This is a genomic window from Pseudomonas sp. S150 (assembly GCF_004526365.1).
In the GTDB taxonomy this organism is placed as follows: Bacteria; Pseudomonadota; Gammaproteobacteria; order Pseudomonadales; family Pseudomonadaceae; genus Aquipseudomonas; species Aquipseudomonas putida_A.
The window spans coordinates 6,041,932-6,063,527 of sequence record NZ_CP038207.1; the positions used below are offsets into that span (position 1 = coordinate 6,041,932).

The 21,596-nt window shown below is 60.8% G+C and carries 15 protein-coding genes and 1 pseudogene; 8 read left to right on the plus strand and 8 right to left on the minus strand.

What is annotated here, in order from left to right; all coding sequences use genetic code 11:
- The first annotated feature begins 1 nt into the window (after position 1).
- Together E3Z29_RS28090 and E3Z29_RS28095 are read left to right on the plus strand one after the other, a co-directional pair.
- Positions 2-520, plus strand: coding sequence for a DUF3299 domain-containing protein (locus E3Z29_RS28090; protein WP_003228673.1), 519 nt, complete (start codon positions 2-4; stop codon positions 518-520).
- A 224-nt stretch (positions 521-744) separates the two neighbouring features.
- The gene (locus tag E3Z29_RS28095; protein WP_027612943.1) at positions 745-1,443 is read left to right on the plus strand and encodes an OmpW family protein; all 699 of its coding nucleotides are present in this window, start codon (positions 745-747) and stop codon (positions 1,441-1,443) included.
- A gap of 183 nt (positions 1,444-1,626) precedes the next feature.
- Here E3Z29_RS28095 and E3Z29_RS28100 read toward each other — a convergent pair whose 3' ends face one another.
- Together E3Z29_RS28100 and E3Z29_RS28105 are read right to left on the minus strand one after the other, a co-directional pair.
- Positions 1,627-2,556 (minus strand): NAD-dependent epimerase/dehydratase family protein, encoded by a 930-nt coding sequence (locus E3Z29_RS28100; RefSeq protein ID WP_134787439.1) that lies wholly within the window; start codon positions 2,554-2,556, stop codon positions 1,627-1,629.
- Positions 2,549-3,433 (minus strand): sugar nucleotide-binding protein, encoded by an 885-nt coding sequence (locus tag E3Z29_RS28105; protein ID WP_041074483.1) that lies wholly within the window; start codon positions 3,431-3,433, stop codon positions 2,549-2,551. Before E3Z29_RS28105 ends, E3Z29_RS28100 begins: the two co-directional genes overlap by 8 nt.
- A gap of 296 nt (positions 3,434-3,729) precedes the next feature.
- Here E3Z29_RS28105 and E3Z29_RS28115 point away from each other — a divergent pair.
- Positions 3,730-8,032, plus strand: a pseudogene (locus E3Z29_RS28115) (DEAD/DEAH box helicase).
- Positions 8,033-8,157: 125 nt separating this feature from the next.
- Here E3Z29_RS28115 and E3Z29_RS28120 read toward each other — a convergent pair.
- Positions 8,158-10,251: a mechanosensitive ion channel family protein gene (locus E3Z29_RS28120; RefSeq protein WP_134787441.1), complete on the minus strand. Its 2,094-nt coding sequence runs from the start codon at positions 10,249-10,251 to the stop codon at positions 8,158-8,160.
- Positions 10,252-10,701: 450 nt separating this feature from the next.
- On the opposite strand from E3Z29_RS28120, the gene E3Z29_RS28125 reads away from it, so the two are divergent.
- The 5 genes from E3Z29_RS28125 to E3Z29_RS28150 all read left to right on the plus strand — a co-directional run bounded on the left by E3Z29_RS28125 (position 10,702) and on the right by E3Z29_RS28150 (position 16,083).
- Positions 10,702-11,907, plus strand: coding sequence for an MFS transporter (locus E3Z29_RS28125; protein WP_134787442.1), 1,206 nt, complete (start codon positions 10,702-10,704; stop codon positions 11,905-11,907).
- A 213-nt stretch (positions 11,908-12,120) separates the two neighbouring features.
- Complete coding sequence (locus tag E3Z29_RS28135) at positions 12,121-13,047, plus strand: DUF72 domain-containing protein (RefSeq protein WP_134787444.1); 927 nt, start codon at positions 12,121-12,123, stop codon at positions 13,045-13,047.
- Entirely contained in the window at positions 13,044-13,841 is a 798-nt protein-coding gene (locus tag E3Z29_RS28140) for an endonuclease/exonuclease/phosphatase family protein (protein ID WP_134787445.1), read from the plus strand. Before E3Z29_RS28135 ends, E3Z29_RS28140 begins: the two co-directional genes overlap by 4 nt.
- Positions 13,838-15,112: a cardiolipin synthase ClsB gene (gene clsB / locus E3Z29_RS28145; RefSeq protein WP_134787446.1), complete on the plus strand. Its 1,275-nt coding sequence runs from the start codon at positions 13,838-13,840 to the stop codon at positions 15,110-15,112. The genes E3Z29_RS28140 and clsB overlap by 4 nt, the downstream gene beginning before the upstream one ends.
- Complete coding sequence (locus E3Z29_RS28150; protein WP_027612952.1) at positions 15,109-16,083, plus strand: lysylphosphatidylglycerol synthase domain-containing protein; 975 nt, start codon at positions 15,109-15,111, stop codon at positions 16,081-16,083. The genes clsB and E3Z29_RS28150 overlap by 4 nt, the downstream gene beginning before the upstream one ends.
- 114 nt (positions 16,084-16,197) lie before the next feature.
- Here the strand turns inward: E3Z29_RS28150 and E3Z29_RS28155 are convergent, their stop codons facing one another.
- The 5 genes from E3Z29_RS28155 to E3Z29_RS28175 form a co-directional block, all read right to left on the minus strand.
- On the minus strand, positions 16,198-16,956 hold the full coding sequence (locus E3Z29_RS28155) for a S9 family peptidase (RefSeq protein ID WP_027614239.1): 759 nt from the start codon (positions 16,954-16,956) through the stop codon (positions 16,198-16,200).
- Positions 16,946-18,055, minus strand: coding sequence for a DUF3182 family protein (locus E3Z29_RS28160; RefSeq protein WP_134787447.1), 1,110 nt, complete (start codon positions 18,053-18,055; stop codon positions 16,946-16,948). Before E3Z29_RS28160 ends, E3Z29_RS28155 begins: the two co-directional genes overlap by 11 nt.
- A gap of 181 nt (positions 18,056-18,236) precedes the next feature.
- Entirely contained in the window at positions 18,237-18,971 is a 735-nt protein-coding gene (locus E3Z29_RS28165; RefSeq protein WP_134787448.1) for a TenA family transcriptional regulator, read from the minus strand.
- 90 nt (positions 18,972-19,061) lie between these two features.
- On the minus strand, positions 19,062-20,255 hold the full coding sequence (locus tag E3Z29_RS28170; protein ID WP_098965850.1) for an MFS transporter: 1,194 nt from the start codon (positions 20,253-20,255) through the stop codon (positions 19,062-19,064).
- Positions 20,256-21,386: a ThiF family adenylyltransferase gene (locus E3Z29_RS28175; protein ID WP_134787449.1), complete on the minus strand. Its 1,131-nt coding sequence runs from the start codon at positions 21,384-21,386 to the stop codon at positions 20,256-20,258. It lies immediately after the preceding gene.
- Positions 21,387-21,596: the final 210 nt, after the last annotated feature.

Consider the following 21,596-nt stretch of genomic DNA (forward strand, 5'->3'; position numbering starts at 1 on the left):
CATGCCCCGCGCCGTGCTTGCGCTGCTGTTGCTGGTTGCCCTGCCTGTGTGGGCAGCGGCGCCGAAAGACCTGACCTGGTCGGAGATGATCCCGCCGGACGCCGCGCCGGAAGTGCCGAACATGACGCCGTTGCACGACATGTCGAAGATGAGTGATGCGCTGTCCGCCGAGTCGGCGCCGGCGGCGAAACAGGACATGCCCAACGCGCCGGTGGTGCAGAGTCTCGACGGGCAGAACATCCGCCTGCCGGGCTACATCGTGCCGCTGGAGGTCAACGAAGAAGGACGCACCACCGACTTCCTGCTGGTGCCGTACTTCGGCGCCTGCATCCACGTGCCGCCACCGCCGTCGAACCAGATCGTGCATGTGAAAAGCGAGCTGGGCGTGAAGCTCGACGAGCTGTATCAGCCGTACTGGGTCGAGGGACCGTTGCAGGTCAAGGCGTCCACCAGCGAACTGGCCGATGCCGGGTATCAGATGGCGGCGGACAAGATTTATGTGTATGAGCTGCCGGAGTAATACCCGGAGGTTTTGAGTTGCCGGATCAATTGCTATCGCGAGCAGGCTCACTCCTACAGGGGAACGCATTCCAAATGTAGGAGTGAGCCTGCTCGCGATGGGGCCGGCCAAGGTTCCACAAAAAACCGGGGCATCACTGTTTCATTGAGCTGAGTCAAAAGACCGTATCAGTTGGCTTCATACCATAGGACATCAGAAACTTTTAACGTCCTTTTGGAGCCCCCATGAACAAGTCCTTGCTCAGCGCCTCGCTGTTTGCCCTCGCGCTCGCAGCCCCGCTCGCCCACGCTCACGAAGCCGGCGACATCATCGTTCGCGCCGGTGCGATCACCGTCAACCCGAAGGCCGACAGCTCCAATGTCAAGGTCGATCAGGGTCCGTTGAGCGGCACCAACCTGGGCGGCAAGGCGACCATGAGCAGCGACACCCAACTGGGTCTGAACTTCGCCTACATGCTGACCAACAACATCGGTATCGAGTTGCTGGCCGCCTCGCCGTTCGAGCATGACGTGAAAATCAAAGGCACTGCGCTGCCAGCCGCCAACGGCAAACTCGGCACCCTGAAACACCTGCCGCCCACCCTCAGCGTCGTGTACTACCCGCTGGATGCGAAATCGCCATTCCAGCCGTACATCGGCGGCGGCATCAACTACACCTGGATCTACGACGAGCACGTCGGCAGCGAAGCCCAGTCCAATGGCTTCAGCAACTTCAAGGCGAAAAACTCCTGGGGCCTGGCCTGGCAGGTCGGCGCCGACTACATGCTGACCGACAACATCATGCTCAACGCCCAGGTGCGCTACATCGACATCGATACCCGCGCGACTGTCGAGAACAACGCCGTGGCGCCGGGCACCCGTGCCAAGGTGAATGTCGATGTCGATCCGTTTGTGTACATGGTGGGTCTGGGCTACAAGTTCTAAGGCAGATTCAACCAGGAACGTTCACGTGGTGGTGAATGAGGCTTTGGGTGAGCAGGCTTAGAACTGACGACGATCACTTCGTGATCGATCGGGGATAAATCCCCTCGCCACAGGATTAGCGACAAATTCCGGCCGTGAAAAAGGCGCCTGTAACAAGGCGCCTTTTTCATGTCTGCGGTAAACCTACTTGCCCAGCAACCGCGCCAGCCCCACACGCATCGGCGTCGGCTCTGGCAGCTTGAAGCGTTGCAGCAAACGCGCGTTATTCGCCCGCGAGTGACGGATGTCGCCGGAGCGCGCCGGGCCGTAGCTGACCGGGGGCAACTCGCCGACCACTTCCTGCAGCGCTTGCAGCATCTGCTTGAGGTTCATCGCCTGATTCCAGCCGACGTTCATCGCCCCCACTTCCACTTCAGGCTTGTCGATTGCCTGCACCAGCACATCGACCAGATCCTCGACATAGAGGAAATCGCGGGTCTGCTCGCCATCGCCGAACACCGTGATCGGCAGGCCTTTCTGTGCCCGCTCGCTGAAAATGCTGATGACCCCGGAGTACGGCGAGGACGGATCCTGGCGCGGGCCGAAGATGTTGAAGAAGCGGAAGATCACCGGCTCCAGACCATGCTGACGACGGTAGAAATCGAAGTAGTGCTCGCCGGCCAGTTTGTCCGAGGCATATGGCGTCAGCGGGGCTTTTGGCGTCTCTTCGTCAATCGACTCGCCTTCACCGTTGTTGCCGTACACCGCTGCGCTCGAGGCGTAGAGCACGCGCTTGACCCCGGCCTGGCGCATGGCTTCGCAGACATTCAGGGTGCCGATGAAATTGCTCTGGTGCGTCTTCACCGGATCGTCCACCGACGCCTGCACCGAGGCCACCGCCGCCAGATGCGCGACGGCGCTGCAGCCTTGCATGACCTGCGCGACCAGCGCGGCATCGGCGACGTCACCGACGATCAGTTCGACCTTCGGGTTGTCCAGCGGCAGGTTGCCGCGTTTGCCGGTCGACAGATCATCGAGAATCCGCACCGAGTGGCCGGTGGCGAGCAACGCGTCAGTCAGGTGCGAGCCGATGAAACCGGCGCCGCCGGTGATTAAAACAGGGCCTTCAGCCATGACGATAAAACCTATCCAGTAAAGCCGGGAGTGCGGCGCGCCAGGCGCGGGGCTTGATCCCGAAAGTGTGCAGAATTTTCTTGCAGGCGAGTACCGCGTGTTGCGGCTCCTCGGCGGCGTCCGGCCGCGCGGCGTGGGCCTGAGCGGTCGGTGCTTCGATTGCCAGCGGATGCAGGCTGCGCGCTTCGGTCAGAATCGCCTGACCGAGCGCCAGCGGCGTGGTCGCTTCGTGGCCGGCGTAATGGTAAGTGCCCCACAGCGGCGCTGCGCAATCGAGTTGCTTGAGCACCGAAATGATCACCCGTGCCGCGTCATCCACCGGGGTCGGATTGCCCCGGCGGTCATCGGCCATGAGCAATTCGTCCGGTTGTTCGGCGCGGGCGAGGAAGCGCCCGAGGGTGCCTTCAGGGCTGTCATCGAGCAGCCAGCCGAAGCGCAGCAACACGTGTTGCGGGCAAGTGGCGCGAACACTTTGCTCGATGCGCCACAGCGCCTGGCCGCGCAGGCCCAACGGCACCGGCTCGTCCTTTTCGCTGTAGGCAGTCGCCCGCGAACCGTCGAACACCCGATAGCTGGAAGGCTGCACGAGGATGATGTTGTGGTGCTGGCACAGCTCGGCCAGTCGCTCGATGGCGCGTTCCTGACCGGCCAGACGGCTTTCGCTGACGGTCTCGGCCTGGAACCAGTCGAAATAGTAGGCGAGGTTGATCAACGCATCCGGACGGGTATCGTCGAGCAGTTGCGTCAGGCTCGCGGCATCCCAGCCGTCTTCTGGCGGGCGGGGGGCGAGGAAACCGATGTCTTCTTCCGCACCGAGGCGAATCAGCGCCTGCCCAAGGGCATTTCCGCCGCCCAGTAACATAAGGCGCATTCGCATAGAGTCAGCAGGCCCAGTCTGATTGGAACGATGGCTTTAGCGACGGTGCTGGTGACACCGTCATCGATAATTGCCGGAATCGTTGCATTTTGCGGGTTTAGTGCGCAACCGTCACCCGTAAAGTGTAGATCCCTGGCATTTGTGGCGTTGCAGCAGGCCTCTTCGCGAGCAAGCCCGCTCCCACAGTTGACCGCATTCCCCTGTGGGAGCGGGCTTGCTCGCGAAGAGGCACGGCCAAACGCTGAAGATCTCAGCGGTACTTGCATCTTGCCGCCCCCACCCGCATAACTTAAGCCATGAATCTGCCCATCCCCAAGGACGCGGCCCTGGCAGGCTTTCACCCCGCCGTCAGCGCCTGGTTCAGCAGCACTTTCCCGACGGTCACCGCCGCCCAGGCCCGCGCATGGCCGTTGATCCGCCAGCGCCGCTCGACGCTGATCGCCGCGCCCACCGGCTCCGGTAAAACCCTTACCGCGTTTCTCGCCGTGCTCGACGCCCTCGTCCACCGGGGTCTGGAAAACCCCGCAGGCCTGCCAGACGAAACCCTCGTCGTCTACGTCTCACCGCTCAAGGCGTTGTCCAACGACATCCGCATCAACCTGCAGAACCCGCTGGCGGGAATCACCGAGCAGTTGCGCCAGACGGGCCTGCCCGAACTGCAGATCACCACGGCGGTGCGCACCGGCGACACCCCGCAAAAAGACCGCGCCGCCATGCGCAAGCGCGCGCCGCACATTCTGGTGACCACCCCGGAATCGCTGTACGTGCTGCTCGGCTCCGAGTCCGGACGCAAAATGCTCGGCAGCACACGCACGGTGATCATCGACGAGATTCACGCCATCGCTGCTGGCAAACGCGGCAGTCATCTGGCGCTGAGCCTCGAACGCCTGCAGGCGCTGTGCGCAGAACCACTGACCCGCATCGGCTTGTCCGCCACGCAAAAACCGATCGACGCCGTGGCGCAGTTTCTGGTCGGCACCGATCGCCCCTGCGAAATCATCGACATCGGCCACGCCCGACCACGGGATCTGGGCATCGAGGTGCCTCCGGTGCCGTTGTCGGCGGTGATGGCTAACGACGTCTGGGAGCTGGTTTATGACCGGCTCGCCGAACTGGCCCGCGAACACCGAACCACGCTGATTTTCGTCAATACCCGGCGCTTGGCCGAACGCCTTAGCCGCCACCTCAGCGAGCGCCTCGGCAAGCACGCAGTCGCCGCGCACCACGGCAGTCTGGCCAAGGAATTCCGCCTCGACGCCGAACAGCGGCTCAAGCGCGGCGAGCTGCAAGTGCTGATCGCCACCGCTTCGCTGGAATTGGGCATCGATATCGGCGAAGTCGATCTGGTCTGCCAAATATCCTCGCCGCGTTCGATTGCCGGGTTTCTGCAAAGGGTCGGGCGCTCCGGGCACCAGGTCGGCGGCACGCCCAAGGGCCGCTTGTTCGCCACCACCCCGCGACGACCTGATCGAGTGCGCCGCCCTGCTCGACTGCGTGCGCCGTGGCGAACTCGACACCCTGCACATTCCCGAAGCGCCGCTGGATGTACTCGCGCAGCAGATCATCGCCGAAGTCAGTTGCAAGGAATGGGCGGAGGACGCATTGCTGGCGCTGTTCCGCAAAGCCTCGCCGTATCGCGATCTCGACGAAAAACACTATCAGGCGCTGCTGACCATGCTCGCCGAAGGCTACAACGGTCGTCAGGGCATCCGCAGCGCCTACCTGCACCGCGATACGGTCAGCCGCACCCTGCGTGGCCGCCGTGGCGCGCAACTGACCGCCGTGACCAGCGGCGGCACCATCCCCGATAATGCCGACTACAGCGTGCTGCTCGAACCGCAAGGCCTGAGCATCGGCAGCGTCAATGAAGACTTTGCCGTGGAAAGTATCGCGGGTGATGTGTTCCAGCTCGGCAACACCTCCTACCGCATCCTGCGGGTTGAAACCGGCAAGGTGCGGGTCGAGGATGCTCAGGGCCAGCCGCCGACCATTCCGTTCTGGCTCGGCGAAGCCCCGGGGCGCAGCGATGAATTGTCTGCGGCGGTGGCGCGGCTGCAAGCGACTCTCGACCTGTTGCTCGGCGCCAGCCCCGGCGATCTGCAACCGGCGCTCGACTGGCTGACCGCAACCCTCGGCCTGAACCGCGCCAGCGCCGAACAGCTGGTGGACTATCTCGCCCGCGCTCGCCTGACCCTCGGCGCCCTGCCCTCGCAGGACACGCTGCTGATGGAGCGTTTTTTCGACGAATCCGGCGGCACCCAGTTGATCATCCATTCACCGTTCGGCAGCCGCATCAACCGCGCTTGGGGCCTGGCCTTGCGCAAGCGTTTCTGCCGCACGTTCAACTTCGAATTGCAGGCTGCCGCCAGCGAAGACGCGATTGTCCTGTCGCTGTCCACCAGCCACAGTTTCGAACTGGATGACGTCTGGCGGTACCTGCACAGCAACAGCGCCGAGCACATCCTGATTCAGGCGATTCTCGACGCGCCATTGTTCGGTGTGCGCTGGCGCTGGAATGCCGGGGTGGCGCTGGCGCTGCCGCGTTTTACCGGCGGGCGCAAAGTCGCGCCGCAGTTGCAGCGGATGAAAAGCGAGGACCTGATTGCCAGCGTGTTCCCCGACCAGATCGCATGCCTGGAAAACCTCGCCGGCGAACGGGAGGTTCCCGAACATCCGCTGGTGGAACAGACCCTCGACGATTGCCTGCACGAGGCCATGGACAGCGACGGCTGGCTCAATCTGCTGCGGCGCATGGAGAGTGGCGAGGTGCGGTTGCTCAGCCGCGATCTGCCTGCGCCGTCACCGCTGGCGGCAGAAATTCTCAGCGCGCGGCCGTACAGCTTTCTCGACGATGCGCCGTTGGAAGAACGCCGCACCCAAGCGGTGATCAACCGGCGCTGGAGCGATCCGCAGTCCACTGATGATCTCGGTGCGCTGGACGCCGACGCCATCAACGCGGTGCGCGAAGAAGCATGGCCGACGCCGGCCAACGTCGATGAAATGCACGAGGCGCTGATGAGTCTGGCGTGCGTCAGCGAGGCCGAAGTGCAGGCCCACGAGCCTTGGCGCGAATGGCTGGATACCCTGACAGACAGTGGCCGCGCCTGCCGCCTGATGATCGATCCACAGCGCTGTTTGTGGCTGGCACGCGAACGCCTGATCTGCCTGTTGGCGCTTTATCCGCAGGCCACGCTGCAACCGCAGCAAGAGGCCCTGCCCGGTTTCAACGAACCTTGGACGTTAGAGGAAGCGCTGGTCGAAGTGCTCCGCGCGCGACTGGGCGCATTTGGCCCGCTGCCGTTAGCCGCCATTGCCGAACCACTCGCGTTGCCGATACCGCAGGTCAATCAGGCCCTCGCGCAACTGGAGCGCGAAGGCTACGTGCTGCGCGGTAAATTCACCCCGGGCGCGACGGTTGAGGAATGGTGCGAACGGCATCTGCTGGCGCGCATTCATCGCTACACGGTCAAGCGTTTGCGCCGGGAAATCGAGCCGGTGGCTCTGCAGGATTTCATGCGTTTTCTGTTCGACTGGCAGCATCTGTCCTCCGCTACCCGCGGTCAGGGCAGCGCGGTGTTGCCGGCGATTGTCGGCCAGTTCGAAGGTTACCCGGCAGCGGCCTCCGCGTGGGACAGCGACATTCTCCCGGCGCGCCTGAAAGACTACTCGCCGAGCTGGCTGGATGACCTGTGCCGCAACGGCAAACTGGTGTGGACGCGCCTCAGTGCCCGACAGAAAGTCAGCGGCACGGCGTTGCGCAGTACGCCGATTGTGCTGTTGCCGCGCAGTCAGGTCGGACTGTGGAGTGGATTGGCCGAGCAAACACCGGTCAGCGAACTGTCAGCGAAAACGCAGAAGGTCTACGAGGCGCTGAGTCAGCACGGCGCGTTGTTTTTCGATGAGTTGATCCATGAAGCGCATCTGCTGCGCACCGAGCTGGAAATCGCCTTGCAGGAACTGGTCGGTGCCGGCCTGGTGAACGCCGACAGCTTCGCCGGTTTGCGCGCCCTGATTACCCCGGCGAGCAAGCGCCAGCAACGCAGCAGTCGACGCGGGCGCGGGGCGTTTGTCGGTGGCATGGACGATGCCGGGCGCTGGGCGTTGTTGCGCCGAGGGTCGCTCGTCGAGAACAGCCAGAGCGCTTCGCCGGAAACCCTCGAACATGTCGCCATGGCGTTGCTGCGCCGCTACGGTGTGGTGTTCTGGCGTCTGCTGGAGCGCGAGGCGGATTGGCTGCCGAGCTGGCGCGAATTGCTGCGCACGTTTCATCGGCTGGAGGCCCGTGGCGAGATTCGCGGCGGGCGCTTTGTCAGTGGTCTGGCGGGGGAACAGTTTGCCTTGCCGGAGGCGATTCCATTGCTGCGCGAAGTACGACGGCGGGCGCATGACGGCAGTTTGATCGCGGTGTGCGGGGTGGATCCGTTGAATCTGGCGGGGACTTTGCTGCCAGGAGCGAAGGTGCCAGCTTTGGTGAGTAATCGGTTAGTGTATCGGGATGGCTTGCCGGTGGCAGCCGAGATTGCCGGCAAGCAGGTTTTCTGGACTGAGCTGGATCAGGTGGTCATGGAGCAGGTGCGTAGCAAGCTGATCCGGCATTGATGTCGACAGTTCCGGCCCTTTCGCGAGCAAGCTCGCTCCCACAGGGGATCTGCGTCGTTCACAAATCCAATGTGGGAGCGGGCTCGCCCGCGAAGAGGCCGGCAATCCCACTGCAAAATCGGCAATCAAGTACTCGACTTTTGCGGCACCTCGCTCGCCACCAACTCCCCCTCACCCTGCCGCTTGGGCAACAAAACCTGCTGTGGATAAGTCTGCGCGAAATGCACGTCGGGACTGTTATCCACAAGCTTTTTCAAACGCTGGTTGAACGCCCGGCTCACCGCATATTGCCCACCCGACACGGTACGGAACTGCGCCGTCAGCACCACGCCGTTCAGGTCCATCCGGTCCACGCCAAACACATCCAGCGGCCCTTGCAGGTTGTACTTGAGGAACGGGTCTTCGCGGATCGCATCACCGGTCTCGCGGATCAGTTCGATGGCCTTGTCGACGTCGGTGTCGTAGGTGAACTGCACCGAGAAAAATGCGTAGGCAAACTGGCGTGATTGATTGGTCACTGCCTTGATCTGGCCGAACGGCACCGAATGCACAAACCCCTTGCCGTCACGCAGGCGCAGGGTGCGAATGGTCAGGCCTTCGACGGTGCCGGCATGCCCGGAATCAAGCACCACCCAGTCGCCGATCGACAGCGTGTCTTCGATGATGATGAACAGCCCGGTAATCACGTCCTGCACCAGTTGCTGCGAACCGAAACCGATCGCCAGACCGACCACCCCGGCACCGGCCAACAGTGGCGCAACGTTGATGCCGAGGTTGGCCATGGTGGTGATCGCGCAGATCACCACCAGGATGATTTTGATCGCATTGCGCAGCAGCGGCAGGATGGTTTTCACCCGGGTGCTGGGCTGACGCGACGAGCGTTTGCTCACCGGTGGTTTCAGCGCTTCCTGAATCGCCGTGTCGAGCACCACCCACAACAGCCACGTGACGAGGAAGATCAGGCCGATGCTACTCAACGCATTGCTGATCGCGCGGCCGATCGTGCTGCTCTGGGCGAAATCAAGCAGTGAAACGCCCCAGATCCGCCCGAGAATGTCGATGAAGGCAATCGCAATAACGATCCGCAGCAACGCGTGCAACAGGCTGAGAAAGCGCTCCTTGTAGGCGCTGCTGCGCTGGATCGCTTCGGCTTTTCGCGACTTGAACAGGTGCTGGAGGATGGTGCTGAGGAACACCGTGCCGATCAGCAGCACCGTGGTGAACAGCGCACAGCGCAGGGCCTTCTGATTGTCTTCGCCGATGCCGATCAGATTCACCGCCGAAACCAGCACCATCAGCACAATCGGCCAGTACCAGAGCCCGGAAAAAATCCGTAGCGACTCCTGCAGTGAGGGCTGTTTCAGACGTTGCGCCAGTGGCCGATTACGGATCAGGTGCGCCACCGGCCGGCGCAGGCGAATCACCAGCAGACCGAAGATGATCGAGGCTATCAACCCAGTGAACACCGCGACGCTGCTGGTGATGTTGCCGCCTAACTGACGGGCGATCTGTGGGCTGGTCAACGCGTCACTGAGGGCGGCGAGAAAGCCAATCAGGAACAGCGGCTTCGGGCAGTAGTCGCGGATGATCCGCGCGGCCGGCCGTTTGTGGCCGACGTTGAACATCACCACCACGCACAACAGCATCGAGGTGGAGAAAATCCCGCTGCTGGTGGCGTACGCCAGACACAGCGCCAGCGCCCGACCGACCGAGGCCTGCAGAAAGTGGCTGACGTACAGTGTCAGCGGCAGGCAGATCAGCGCTGGCAGCGTGTACGGCAGCAGGTAGCCAACCAAGTCCTGACTGCGCTGGCGGGTGCGCAGCCAACGGCCCTGACTCAGCCGCTTGGCCAGCAGGCTGCCGAGCACCGTAAGCAACGCGAAGGCGCCAAGCCACACGCCGGACAGAGTCAGGAAATCCCCGGCGACGCTCCAGCCGGATCGGTTCGACGGCTGGTTGACCAGTTTGTCGACCTCATCCGCCGCGCGATCGGCACGCAGGCGCCAGGCGTCGACCAGATGCTCGTTGAGATCGAGTTTGTCCTGCACGTCGTCGATGCTCGAACTGATTGCGCCGAGCAGACCGCCCTGCACAATTGGCTCGGGTTTGGCCGGTTCTTCAGCAGCAGCCGGAACCCCCGGCAGCGTGGCGGCTTCGAGTTCGCTGGCGCCGAGAAACAGCAGCGCTCCCAGCAAAATGGCGATCCTGAACTTGATCAAAACTCCGATCCCTCTTGGCTGAACCTGTAAGGAACTGATCGGTAATTGTCTGGCAAGTTCAAGAGCACCCTCACCCCAGCCCTCTCCCCGAGGGAGAGGGAGCCGACCGAGTTGTGCTCTCAAGCTACATCGACCTGAAATATCCAGCCGAACTCAATATTGAGTGCAACCGAGATCCGCTCCCTTCCCCCTCACCCCCTTGGGGGAGAGGGGGCCGACCGAATTGAGCTCTCGAGCTACATCGACCTGAATTATCCAGCCGAACTCAATATTGAGTGCAACCGAGATCAGCTCCTTTCCCCCTCGCCCCTTTGGGGGAGAGGGTTGGGGTGAGGGGAGCGCTTTTGACCTTTGCGTCCAAGGCAAATATCAAATGCCCAACCCTGTATTTTTCCGCACAACCCAAACCCCGACACTGCGCTCCATTCAAACCTCTACCGGAGTGCTGTCATGCCCATTGCCTTGCTCGCGCTGACCCTCAGCGCATTCGCCATCGGGACGACCGAGTTCGTCATCGTCGGCCTGTTACCCACCATTGGCGCCAATCTCGGCGTCAGCCTGCCGTCCGCCGGGCTGCTGGTCAGTCTGTATGCACTGGGCGTCGCCATTGGCGCGCCGGTGCTGACCGCCCTCACCGGCAAAGTCCCGCGCAAATTGTTGCTGCTGTCGCTGATGGTGTTGTTCACCCTCGGCAACCTGCTGGCCTGGCTGGCGCCGGGTTATGAATCGCTGGTGCTGGCGCGGATCGTCACGGGTCTGGCCCACGGGGTGTTCTTCTCCATCGGCTCGACCATCGCCACCAGCCTGGTGCCCAAGGAAAAGGCTGCCAGCGCGATTGCGATCATGTTCACCGGCCTCACTGTGGCGTTGGTCACCGGCGTACCGCTGGGCACATTCATCGGCCAGCATTTCGGCTGGCGCGAAACCTTCCTCGCCGTCTCGGCGTTGGGTGTGATCGCCTTCATTGGCAGCCTGCTGTATGTGCCGAACAACATCGCCCACAGCAAACCGGCGTCCTTGCTGCAGCAACTGCAAGTGCTGAAAAAACCGCGTCTGCTGCTGGTGTACGCCATGACCGCGATTGGTTACGGCGGCTCGTTCATCGCCTTCACCTTCCTCGCGCCGATCCTGCAGGACCTCTCCGGCTTCAGCGCCAGCACCGTCAGCCTGGTGTTGCTGGTGTACGGCGTGTCGGTGGCGGTCGGCAATATCTGGGGCGGCAAACTGGCAGACAAACGCGGGCCGATCAGCGCCCTGAAAATCATCTTCGCCCTGCTCGCGGCCGTGTTGTTCGTGCTGACCTTCACCGCCGCCAATCCATGGCTGGCGTTGGCGACAGTGCTGGTGTGGGGCGCGGTGGCGTTTGGCAACGTGCCGGGGTTGCAGGTGTATGTGGTGCGTCAGGCTGAACATCACACACCGCAGGCAGTGGACGTGGCATCGGGGCTGAACATTGCTGCGTTCAACCTCGGGATTGCCGGTGGGGCGTGGGGCGGCGGGTTGATCGTCGAACATCTGGGCCTGATTCACACGGCGTGGATCGGTGGGTTGGTGGTGTTGCTGGCGCTGGCGCTGACCGCGTGGAGCGGGCGACTGGATCGCCTCGGTCCGGCCTATGCCGAACCGGCTCAAGGCCGAGTATTCACGGGCCACTGAGTAACCCTGTGGGAGGGGGCTTGCTCCCGAAGTCGGTGTATCAGTCGCCATTGATGTTGACTGAACGACCGCCTTCGGGACCAAGCCCCCTCCCACATTAGCTTTGTGTTGCTCTCAGGGATGTACCGTCCGTAACGCCACCGAAACTTTCCCGAACCGCCCGCAGTCATCAACAGACACAGGCTGTACGAGGACTGACAACGGGAGGGCGGCATGGCAACGATTCACATCGGTATTTCCGGCTGGCGCTACGTTCCGTGGCGAGGGGATTTCTACCCGAAAGGACTGACGCAGAAGCGCGAATTGCAGTTCGCTTCGCGGGCGGTCAACAGCATCGAAATCAATGGATCGTTCTACGCCCTGCAACGGCCCGAACGTTATGCCCGGTGGTACAGCGAAACGCCCGACGACTTCGTGTTCAGCGTCAAGGCGCCGCGTTTCATCACCCACGTCCGGCGCTTGCGCGAGATCGAAAAACCGCTGGCGAATTTCTTCGCCTCCGGGGTGCTGGAACTCAAGGAAAAGCTCGGGCCGATCCTCTGGCAGTTTCCACCGAACTTCAAATTCGATCCTGAGCGCTTCGAACACTTCCTCTCATTGTTGCCCCACGATACCGAAGCCGCTGCCGCCCTCGCCCGCCAACACGATTCACATCTTCACGGCCACGCCAGCCTCAAAGCCTGGCGCAAAAAACCGCTGCGCCATGCCGTGGAAGTGCGCAATGACACGTTCATCGACCCCGACTTCGTGCGCTTGTTGAAACGCTACAACACCGCTCTGGTGATCGCCGACACCGCCGGCAAATGGCCGTACCGCGAAGACCTCACCAGCGATTTCGTCTACCTGCGCCTGCACGGTGCCGAAGAGCTGTACGCCAGCGGTTACACCGACGCCGCGTTGAACAAATGGGCTGAACGCATCGACGCCTGGCATCACGGCCGGCAACCCGGCGATGCGCATCTGATCGCGCCGCGCCTCAAGCCGCGGGCGCGTACATCCCGCGAAGTGTTCTGCTATTTCGACAACGACATCAAAGTCCGCGCGCCCTACGACGCGCGCAGTTTGCTCCACCGATTCGAGCTGGATAAAACGCTCGCCACCACCCCCGGTGAACCGGCTGCCGAAGGGGTGCTGGCATGAGTATTCCAGAGCCGGTCGGGTTCACCGACGAGCAGACCAGCGTTGAAGTGTCGGTGCGTCGTTTCACCGTGCTGACGGTCAACACACACAAGGGTTTCACTGCGCTCAACCGACGTTTCATCCTCCCGGAGTTGCGCGAAGCGGTGCGCAGCGTGGCCGCCGACGTGGTGTTTTTGCAGGAAGTCCACGGCACCCACGAGCATCATCCCAAGCGCTACAGCAACTGGCCGACGATGCCGCAATACGAGTTCCTCGCCGACAGTCTGTGGCCGCAGTTCGCCTACGGGCGCAACGCGGTGTACCCGGAGGGCGATCACGGCAATGCGTTGCTGTCGAAATTCCAGATCATCCGCCACGACAACCTCGACGTCTCGATCAGCGGCCACGAGAACCGCGGGCTGCTGCATTGCGTGCTGCGCCTGCCCGGCGATGGCGTCGAAGTGCATGCGATCTGCGTGCATCTGGGTCTGCGCGAAAGCCATCGTAATGCGCAATTGAAACTGCTCGGCGAGCGTCTGGCGGAGCTGCCGGTTGACGCGCCGGTGATCGTCGCCGGTGACTTCAACGACTGGCGCCAGCGCGCCGACGCGCTGCTTGAACCCTGCGGTCTGCGCGAGGTGTTCGCCGAGCATCACGGCAAACCGGCGCGCAGCTTTCCGGCGCGTCTGCCGACGCTGCGGCTCGATCGTATTTACGTACGCAACCTCAAGGCCAGCCAACCGAAAGTCCTGGCCAACCGGCCCTGGTCACACCTTTCCGACCACGTCCCGTTATCGGTGGAGATCGAACTATGAGCAGCGCACCGCTGGAGAAATCCGCCGTGGAACCGATCAGCATCAACCCGCCGGTACGCGAGCCCGGGCATGTCGATGTCGAGTACGGCTGGCAGGGCAATAACCGCGTCGAGTTGCTGGAAAACGGCGAGGAATATTTCCCACGGGTGTTCGACGCCATGCGTGCGGCGAAGAGTGAAATTCTGCTGGAGACTTTCATCGTTTTCGAAGATAAGGTCGGCGCAGAGTTGCAGCAGATCCTGATCGACGCCGCGCGGCGTGGCGTGCGCACCACTGTCAGCCTCGACGGTTTTGGTTGCGGCGAGTTGACCACCGGTTATCTCGCGGCACTGAGCGAAGCGGGCGTGCATCTGCAAATGTTTGACCCGGCGCCCAAGCACCTGGGCATTCGCACCAACTGGTTCCGCCGCCTGCACCGCAAGATTGTGGTGGTCGACGGACTGATCGCGTTCATTGGCGGGATCAACTTTTCCGGCGATCACCTGGCCGATTTCGGCCCCGAGGCGAAACAGGATTATGCGGTGCAGATTCAAGGGCCAGCGGTCGCTGACATCCATCATTTCGCCCTGCTGCAAAGTGGTCGTCCGGGACGCGCACGGTTCTGGTGGCAGCGCCGGCGTCAGCGCCGGGCGGACATGGCTTTCAACGATCACGACGGTCAGGTACGTCTGGTGTTTCGCGACAACGATCAGCATCACACCGACATCGAAGATGTGTACTTGCACGCATTGCGCCGGGCCAAACGTCGGGTGGTGATCGCCAATGCCTATTTCTTCCCCGGCTACCGCCTGCTGCGCGAGATCCGCAACGCCGCGCGCCGTGGCGTCGAGGTGCGGCTGATCCTGCAAGGTCAACCGGACATGCTGGTGGCCAAACTGGCGGCGCGCATGACCTACGACTACCTGCTCAAGGCCGGCGTGCAGATCCACGAATATTGCCAGCGCCCGCTGCACGGCAAAGTCGCGTTGGTGGATGAGGAATGGAGCACCGTCGGCTCGAGCAATCTCGACCCGCTGAGCCTGTCGCTGAACCTGGAAGCCAACGTGCTGATCCGCGATCGCGGGTTCAATCAGCATTTGTTTCAGCGCCTCGAAGACCTGAGCCAGAACCACTGCAAGGCGATGGACGCCAGCATGTCCCCGCGAGGACGGATCTGGCACATGACCGTAGGGTTTCTGGTGTTTCACTTCCTCCGGCATTTCCCGTCAATGGCCGGATGGTTGCCGGCGCACAAACCGCGGCTCAAGCCGTTTCGGGGGCGCACGTCATGAGCCATTCCCACGCACAGTCTGCGCCCGCCACTCACTCTCGCTGGAGTCGCTGGAAACGCCCACTGACGTTGCTGTTCTTCCTCGCGCTGATCGTGTTGCTGACGATGTTCGCCACCCGTATCGAATGGGCGGAAGTTCTGCAAACCCTGGCTGACTTCAAGGTGCGCACGCTGATCATCGCCGCCAGCCTGACCCTGCTGAGCTTTCTCACCTACGCCAGTTTCGACCTGATCGGCCGCACCTACATTCGCCAGGACCTGACCTGGAAACAGATCCTCCCGGTGGGGATCATCAGTTATGCGTTCAACCTCAATCTCAGCGCCTGGGTCGGCGGGATTGCCATGCGCTATCGGCTGTATTCGCGCCTGGGGGTGAGCAAAAGCAACATCGCCAAAATTCTCGGACTGAGCCTGGCCACCAACTGGTTCGGTTATATGACGATTGCCGGCGTAGTGTTCAGCAGCGGCCTGGTGAGCATGCCGCCGGGCTGGAAAATCAGCAGCGCCGCGTTGCAAGGCATTGGCGTGCTGTTGCTGCTGTTGAGTGCCGGTTACCTCGCCGCGTGCCAGTTCTCGAAGCGCCGCGAGTGGTCGATTCGCGGGGTGGAAATCAACCTGCCATCACTGCGCATGGCCGTCCTGCAATTGCTGCTCGGTGCATTGAACTGGTCGCTGATGGCGGCGGTGATTTTCACTCTGCTGCCGAGCAAACTTGATTATCCGTTGGTGCTCGGCGTGCTGTTGATCAGCGCGATTGCCGGAGTCATCACGCACATTCCGGCGGGGCTCGGGGTGCTGGAAGCGGTGTTCGTCGCGCTGCTGCAGCACGAGGCTTCGCGGGGCAGTCTGGTGGCGGGGTTGCTGGCGTATCGGGCGATTTATTTTCTGTTGCCGTTGTTGATTACGGTGGTGATGTATTTGCTGGTGGAAGCCAAGGCCAAGGCGCTGCGGATCGAGAAGAAACCGTCCTGATTTTGTGGCTATGGCTGATGGCCCCTTCGCGAGCAAGCCCGCTCCCACAGGTAGAACGCATTCCAAATGTGGGAGCGGGCTTGCTCGCGAAGGCGTCCGAAGAGCCACAACAAATCATGTGGACTGGATGATGCTCAACCGCTCACCCACCACCATCTCGGTAATCCAGTCCACCAGAATCGAAGTATAGGCCTGCTGCGAAACCGGCTCGCTCAAGGCATGGTCGGCGCCATCGATGATCCGGTGCGTCAGCGAATGCGTCTGCTGACAGGCGGCACGGTAGCTCATGATCGTCGCGTGGGGCACGTAGTCGTCGGTTTCCGATTCCACCAGCAACACATCCCCGGTGAACTGCGAACAGGCGTGCAGCGCACGGTTGCTGTCTGCACGGACCAACGTCGCCCGGTAGTCGCGCAGGTCGGCCTTGTCCAGTTCACGCTTGGGCGTGTGCCATTGCTCGTCGCGATACAGCGCCGGTACCCGCAGCGCCAGCCAGCGCACCGGACGCAACGAGGTGAGGATCGAAGCCAGGTAACCGCCATAACTGGTGCCAACCACCGCAATCGCCGAGGTGTCGAGCGCCGGATGCGCGAGCAGGCGGTCGTAGGCTGCGAGCAGGTCACGCAGGTTGTCTTCGCGCGTCACCCGCGTCAGCGGAATGCCGGTACCGCCGGTGTGACCGCGCAGGTCGAAGGTCAGGCATACACAACCAAGCCCGGCGATGCCCTTGGCGCGTTCAAGATCACGCTCCTGGCTACCGCCCCAGCCGTGCACAAACAACACGCCGGGGACTTTCGATTTTGGACTGAGAAACGTCCCGCTCATCTGTTCATCATCAATGTCGATCTGAATGCTTTCGCTTCTAGCCGTCATAAGATTTGACCGTTACGTATTTGAGAAGGAAGTCGCTGTTCTCCGCTGGCCCGCGATAGATTTCGATGGTGTCCGCCGGCAGGCTTTGATCGCTATAGGTTTCTACGGTCGACACGCGGATCGCGGGCATCTGCGGATCATTGACGAAGCTTTGCAACGCGGCCAATTCAGCGCTGCTGGCACCGCCCATGCGCCAGGATTGTTCGAGCACCCCGCTGCGGGGTTTGCCATTGCTGTCCAGGCCTTGGGCAATGTCATAGTTGCGCCGCGAGGCGTAGAAATCTGGATAAGCCTCATCCGCTGCCCGGTCGAAAATCTGCGCCTGCTTGATGGCCTGTCGCACGTCATCCGGCAAGTCCAGCGCCAGCAGATCTTCGTAGCCGCCCTGCACTACCAACAGATTCGAACCACCATAGACGTCTTCGCCATGGGCATCCTTGGTCAAGTATTGATCACCGCAGTAACTAAGCACTTTGTCGCCGATGAATGACTGGCCAACGCTGTGGGTGAACACATTGCTCAAGTCCTGTTCGAGCACCACGCCATCCCGAAACAACGCTTCCGCTTCTGCACGGGCCAGTACTTCATCGAACGCGTCGAGGCTGTTGATAACTTCCTGGCCACGACCGGCACAGGCGTGAATCGGCTTCAGGCGGATCGGTCCGCTGTACAGCAGATGCTCGGCAGCGGGTCGCGCATCTTCCACGGCAAACACCGTCAAGCCGTCGAGCACCACATCGCGCACGCGCTCGGAGAATTGCGGCGCCCAGCCTTGTGGCGCGTGAGCCAGATGACTGCGCAAGCCGTGACTGATGGCTTTGGTGCAAATGAAATCGTGTTCGACGTACCCGCCCCACAAATCGCCGGGCCCCCTGATCCCCAGATTACGCGCGCTGGCCGGGCCAACAATGGTCTGGGTCGGCAGCCAATATAAATCGCGACCGCGATGCTTCTGCGGGTCAAAACTTCCGCCGAAGCTGAGTCCCAGAATCTGCGCCAGCCAGCGGGCAAGTGCCTTGTTGGTCTGCACTTCATGTTGCGGCGCCCCGGCCCGAACCGAATGGGCGACGACCACTTTCCTGCTCGACATCGGGGTCATGCGTCCCCCTTCAAGCCAATTGATGAATGTAATGAGAGAAGTGCAGAGATCAGGCCAATCGCCTGGCGCCGGGAATGCCCAATGATTCAATCGCTTGGAACAAGCATGGTGGCATCAGGCCTGTTTCAATCTGCACGACTGCCAGCGAATCCGCGGCAATTTGCACGAAACGGGACGTCGACTACTGCTGACTGACTTCCTTCCAGATGGCATCGAACATGACACAACGTTTGAGCATAGCCTGACGCCCGATTTGAATCGCAAGCCGCTTGGCTTCAGGCGTCTGGTGAGTCAGGCGTTGCAGAATTCCCAGCATGGTTATCGCGTGGTCCTCATCCTCTTCGATATGCAGGCGAAAGAACTCCAGGCCTTCCTCACTGACATTCAGTCCCTCCAGTGCCAGCAGAATCGGTTTGTAAATCAGCGGCACAATGGCTTCGGCTCCCAGGCAGAGTGCTGCGAGGCCCTCGACAGGATTTTCACTGCGGCAAAGCTGCATGATGCATTGGGTGAAATCCACGGTCTGAGGTAAAGGCAATTCAGCCAAGGGATGGGTGCCCAGGATCCGCAGCGACCTTTGAAACAGCTCGGAATGCGTGAGCTTGTTGTCACCATCTATGCCCATTTCCTCTTGCATGTTTTCCAACAGTAATTTGATGTCGCCAAGGGACTCGAGGCGATTGAGGATTGCGCATAGAAAGCGGGTAAAGTTTCGCGAGTAGTAATGATGCTGGATCAGAAAGTAACGCATCCCCTTCAGGGAAACATGACCGTTTTGCATTGCCAGCAACAGTTCATGATTAACCAATCTATCTAACGCATCAGCGTCCAGCCATTGGCCCCATAATGTGCCTCCGGTCATGAAGTTAATGACCTTCGCCCCATCGCCGCAATTCAACTCTTTATCTACTTCCAACTTTAAATTCCTTTTAATTCTTTATCAGCCATCCAGCCGATCGCAACTTTCCAGTTATTCCGAAACCCCGAAAAACTTACAAAACCGTATTCATTGTGCGTCGCTGTAAATGACCGGGCGCTCAAACCTGGCCAGAAAGTAAGCACATAGAGAGGCGAAAATGATGCACAGACCGCCTGACGCAAGAATCACAGCGCTGCTTGAGAAATGCAGTAACAGCCATCCACTCAGCAGGCTCGCCGGCGGAATCGCGAGGTAGGCAATGAGCCGTGTAACTCCTACCGTTCGCCCAAGAATGGTTTGCGGAACCACTTGCTGGCGATAGGTGAAAAAAGCGATGACCACCACGGATTGGCAACCGGTAGAAAGCGCCCACAGTGCCGAAAGTGACCACGGATCGTTGGCCATCGCCCCCATCAGCGTGAACACTCCGGCCAGCAAACAGCTTCGACGGATAAGAATGCCGGCCGGATATCTCTTCACCAGAAACGCACCCATAGCTGATCCGGCGACGGCACCTGCACCAATGAGCCCGTAGTAATAGCCGACATCACTCAATGGCACGGCCAGTAGCGTGGTGTAGACATAGACAAGGCTGGCACCGATCAAGGCAAAACCGAAATTGCAGAAAAAGAACAGCATGACAAACGAACACAGTTCTCGCTGCTGGATGACATACAACAGTCCGGCTTTGATTTCCGTGAATACCCGCGTGGTGGCCGGCGCAGGCTTACCCTGCTCTTTCAGCAAGAAGCAAAGCGGCAGGGATAGCGCAAATCCGACAATGCTGCCAATCAGCAACTGCTCCTTGGTACTGAAGGCCAGCAAGGCTGCAACGCCGATTGGTGCAACGATGCGAATGATGTTGTCACTGGCATTGACGATTGCATTGAATCGATGGAGTTTGGGCCCCTCGATCAGCGCAGGCGCAATACTCTGGAAGACCGGGTGGTGGGTGGCACCGACGCTTGCCAACAGAAAGCTCAGCAGTAACAGAGTAATACTCAAGCTGCTCCCGGACAGCGTAATCACGGCAGCATATATAAGGCAGCCGGTGACGATGTTGATCAGATCACCACCGATCAAAAAACGCCGTTTGCTGTAGCGATCACTCCACACACCGGCGAAGGGCGTGACCAGTATGTAGGGCGCCATCGCGGCGAAAAAAGCCAGCGACGTCCAGACTGGGGAGCCGGTCTGCTCATAAACATACAGCGGGATCAGAAACGCTATGGCCCATGAGCAGATGGACGTGATGGCATAGGACGCCAGGAGTTTGAACATCTAGACAGTCTCCGCCTGCGCCGACCGTTGCGCGTCCGCGAGATGTCCACACACCGTGCAGTCCGGATTCTGTTGCCAGACTTCGGCGACGCTGACGTCCAGGTCGTCGAATGTGAATTCCTTTAGCTTGTTGGTCAATTGTGGCGGTTGGCAGCCGGTGATGATCTTGACCGTTTCGCTGACCATCATCCCGGCGGTGACAGCCACCAAAGTCACAAGAGCCGGACCGGGATGCTCATAAGTGATGTCGTGCTGTTTGGCCATGGTCGAAACGCTGTTCACCAGGCTGCTCTTGTTACGCGCCGACGTCAGCCAGCAAGCACCGCAGCCCGAGGAGCCAGGCACCACCGAATAAAACACCGAGCGCCGTACATCAAGCCCGCCTGAAATGAAGGGTACGCCCTGTTTAACACAGGCCTCATTCAGCCAGTCGGCCATGTAGTTCGCGGGTTTATCAGCGACACAAATCACAATATCGTGGCCGCGTACGATGCCGGCGACGTCTTGCGCCGACTGGAGGCGGGTTTCGTGAGCAGTAATGTCGAGGTGACTGTTGAATTCAAGCAACCTGCGCCTGGCCGTTGCAACCTTCGGCATGCCAACGTCGGTTTCCTTGTAAAGGATCTGCCGGTTCAAATTGCTCAACTCGATCGTGTCAAAATCGAGGATCGTCAGATGGTGGACACCCAGCGCCACCAGGTCGAACAGGATATGGGTGCCCAGACCGCCGCAGCCCAGTACGCAGACCCTGGCCGTGCGCAGTTTTTCCTGGTGGGTGAACTTGTTCTCGCCCACAGCCGCTATCGACCCGAAAAAGTCGATGTTGCGGGAAAATCTGATGCGGTCATGATCCGAAAGAGAAGTCGCTTCAAAGGCATCCGGACTTTCGACCAGCCGGTATCTGATCAGATCTTGCGCAACGCTACGGATTTCGTCCTGACCCACCCCGGGGTAACGGTCTGCCACCTGGGTAATCAACTCCTCATAGGGTGTACGGCCATCAAGTGCCTTGATGAACTCCCAGACAGCACCGTGTAGGTCGGGGATTTTTGCGTATTGACCGTTAAAACGCAGGACTACCTGACCATCAAGTTTGAACGGAATAATCGTCGGTTTAAGACAGAGCTTCATATTCGAGCCTCAATCGCTATTAAAACAACTTGATAAAGAACCAGGGCCATTAAGGCCCCGGCTCTTACTGATCAGATCAGCCGATCTGAGAATCGCCAGCGGAAGATGCTTTTTCGAAAGTCATAATGATTTCCTCAAAAGTTGAAGGGCCGGTAGTCCAAGCTGTGTTCCACCGGAGTGAAGGTGTGCACACCCCAAAACTAGAATAAG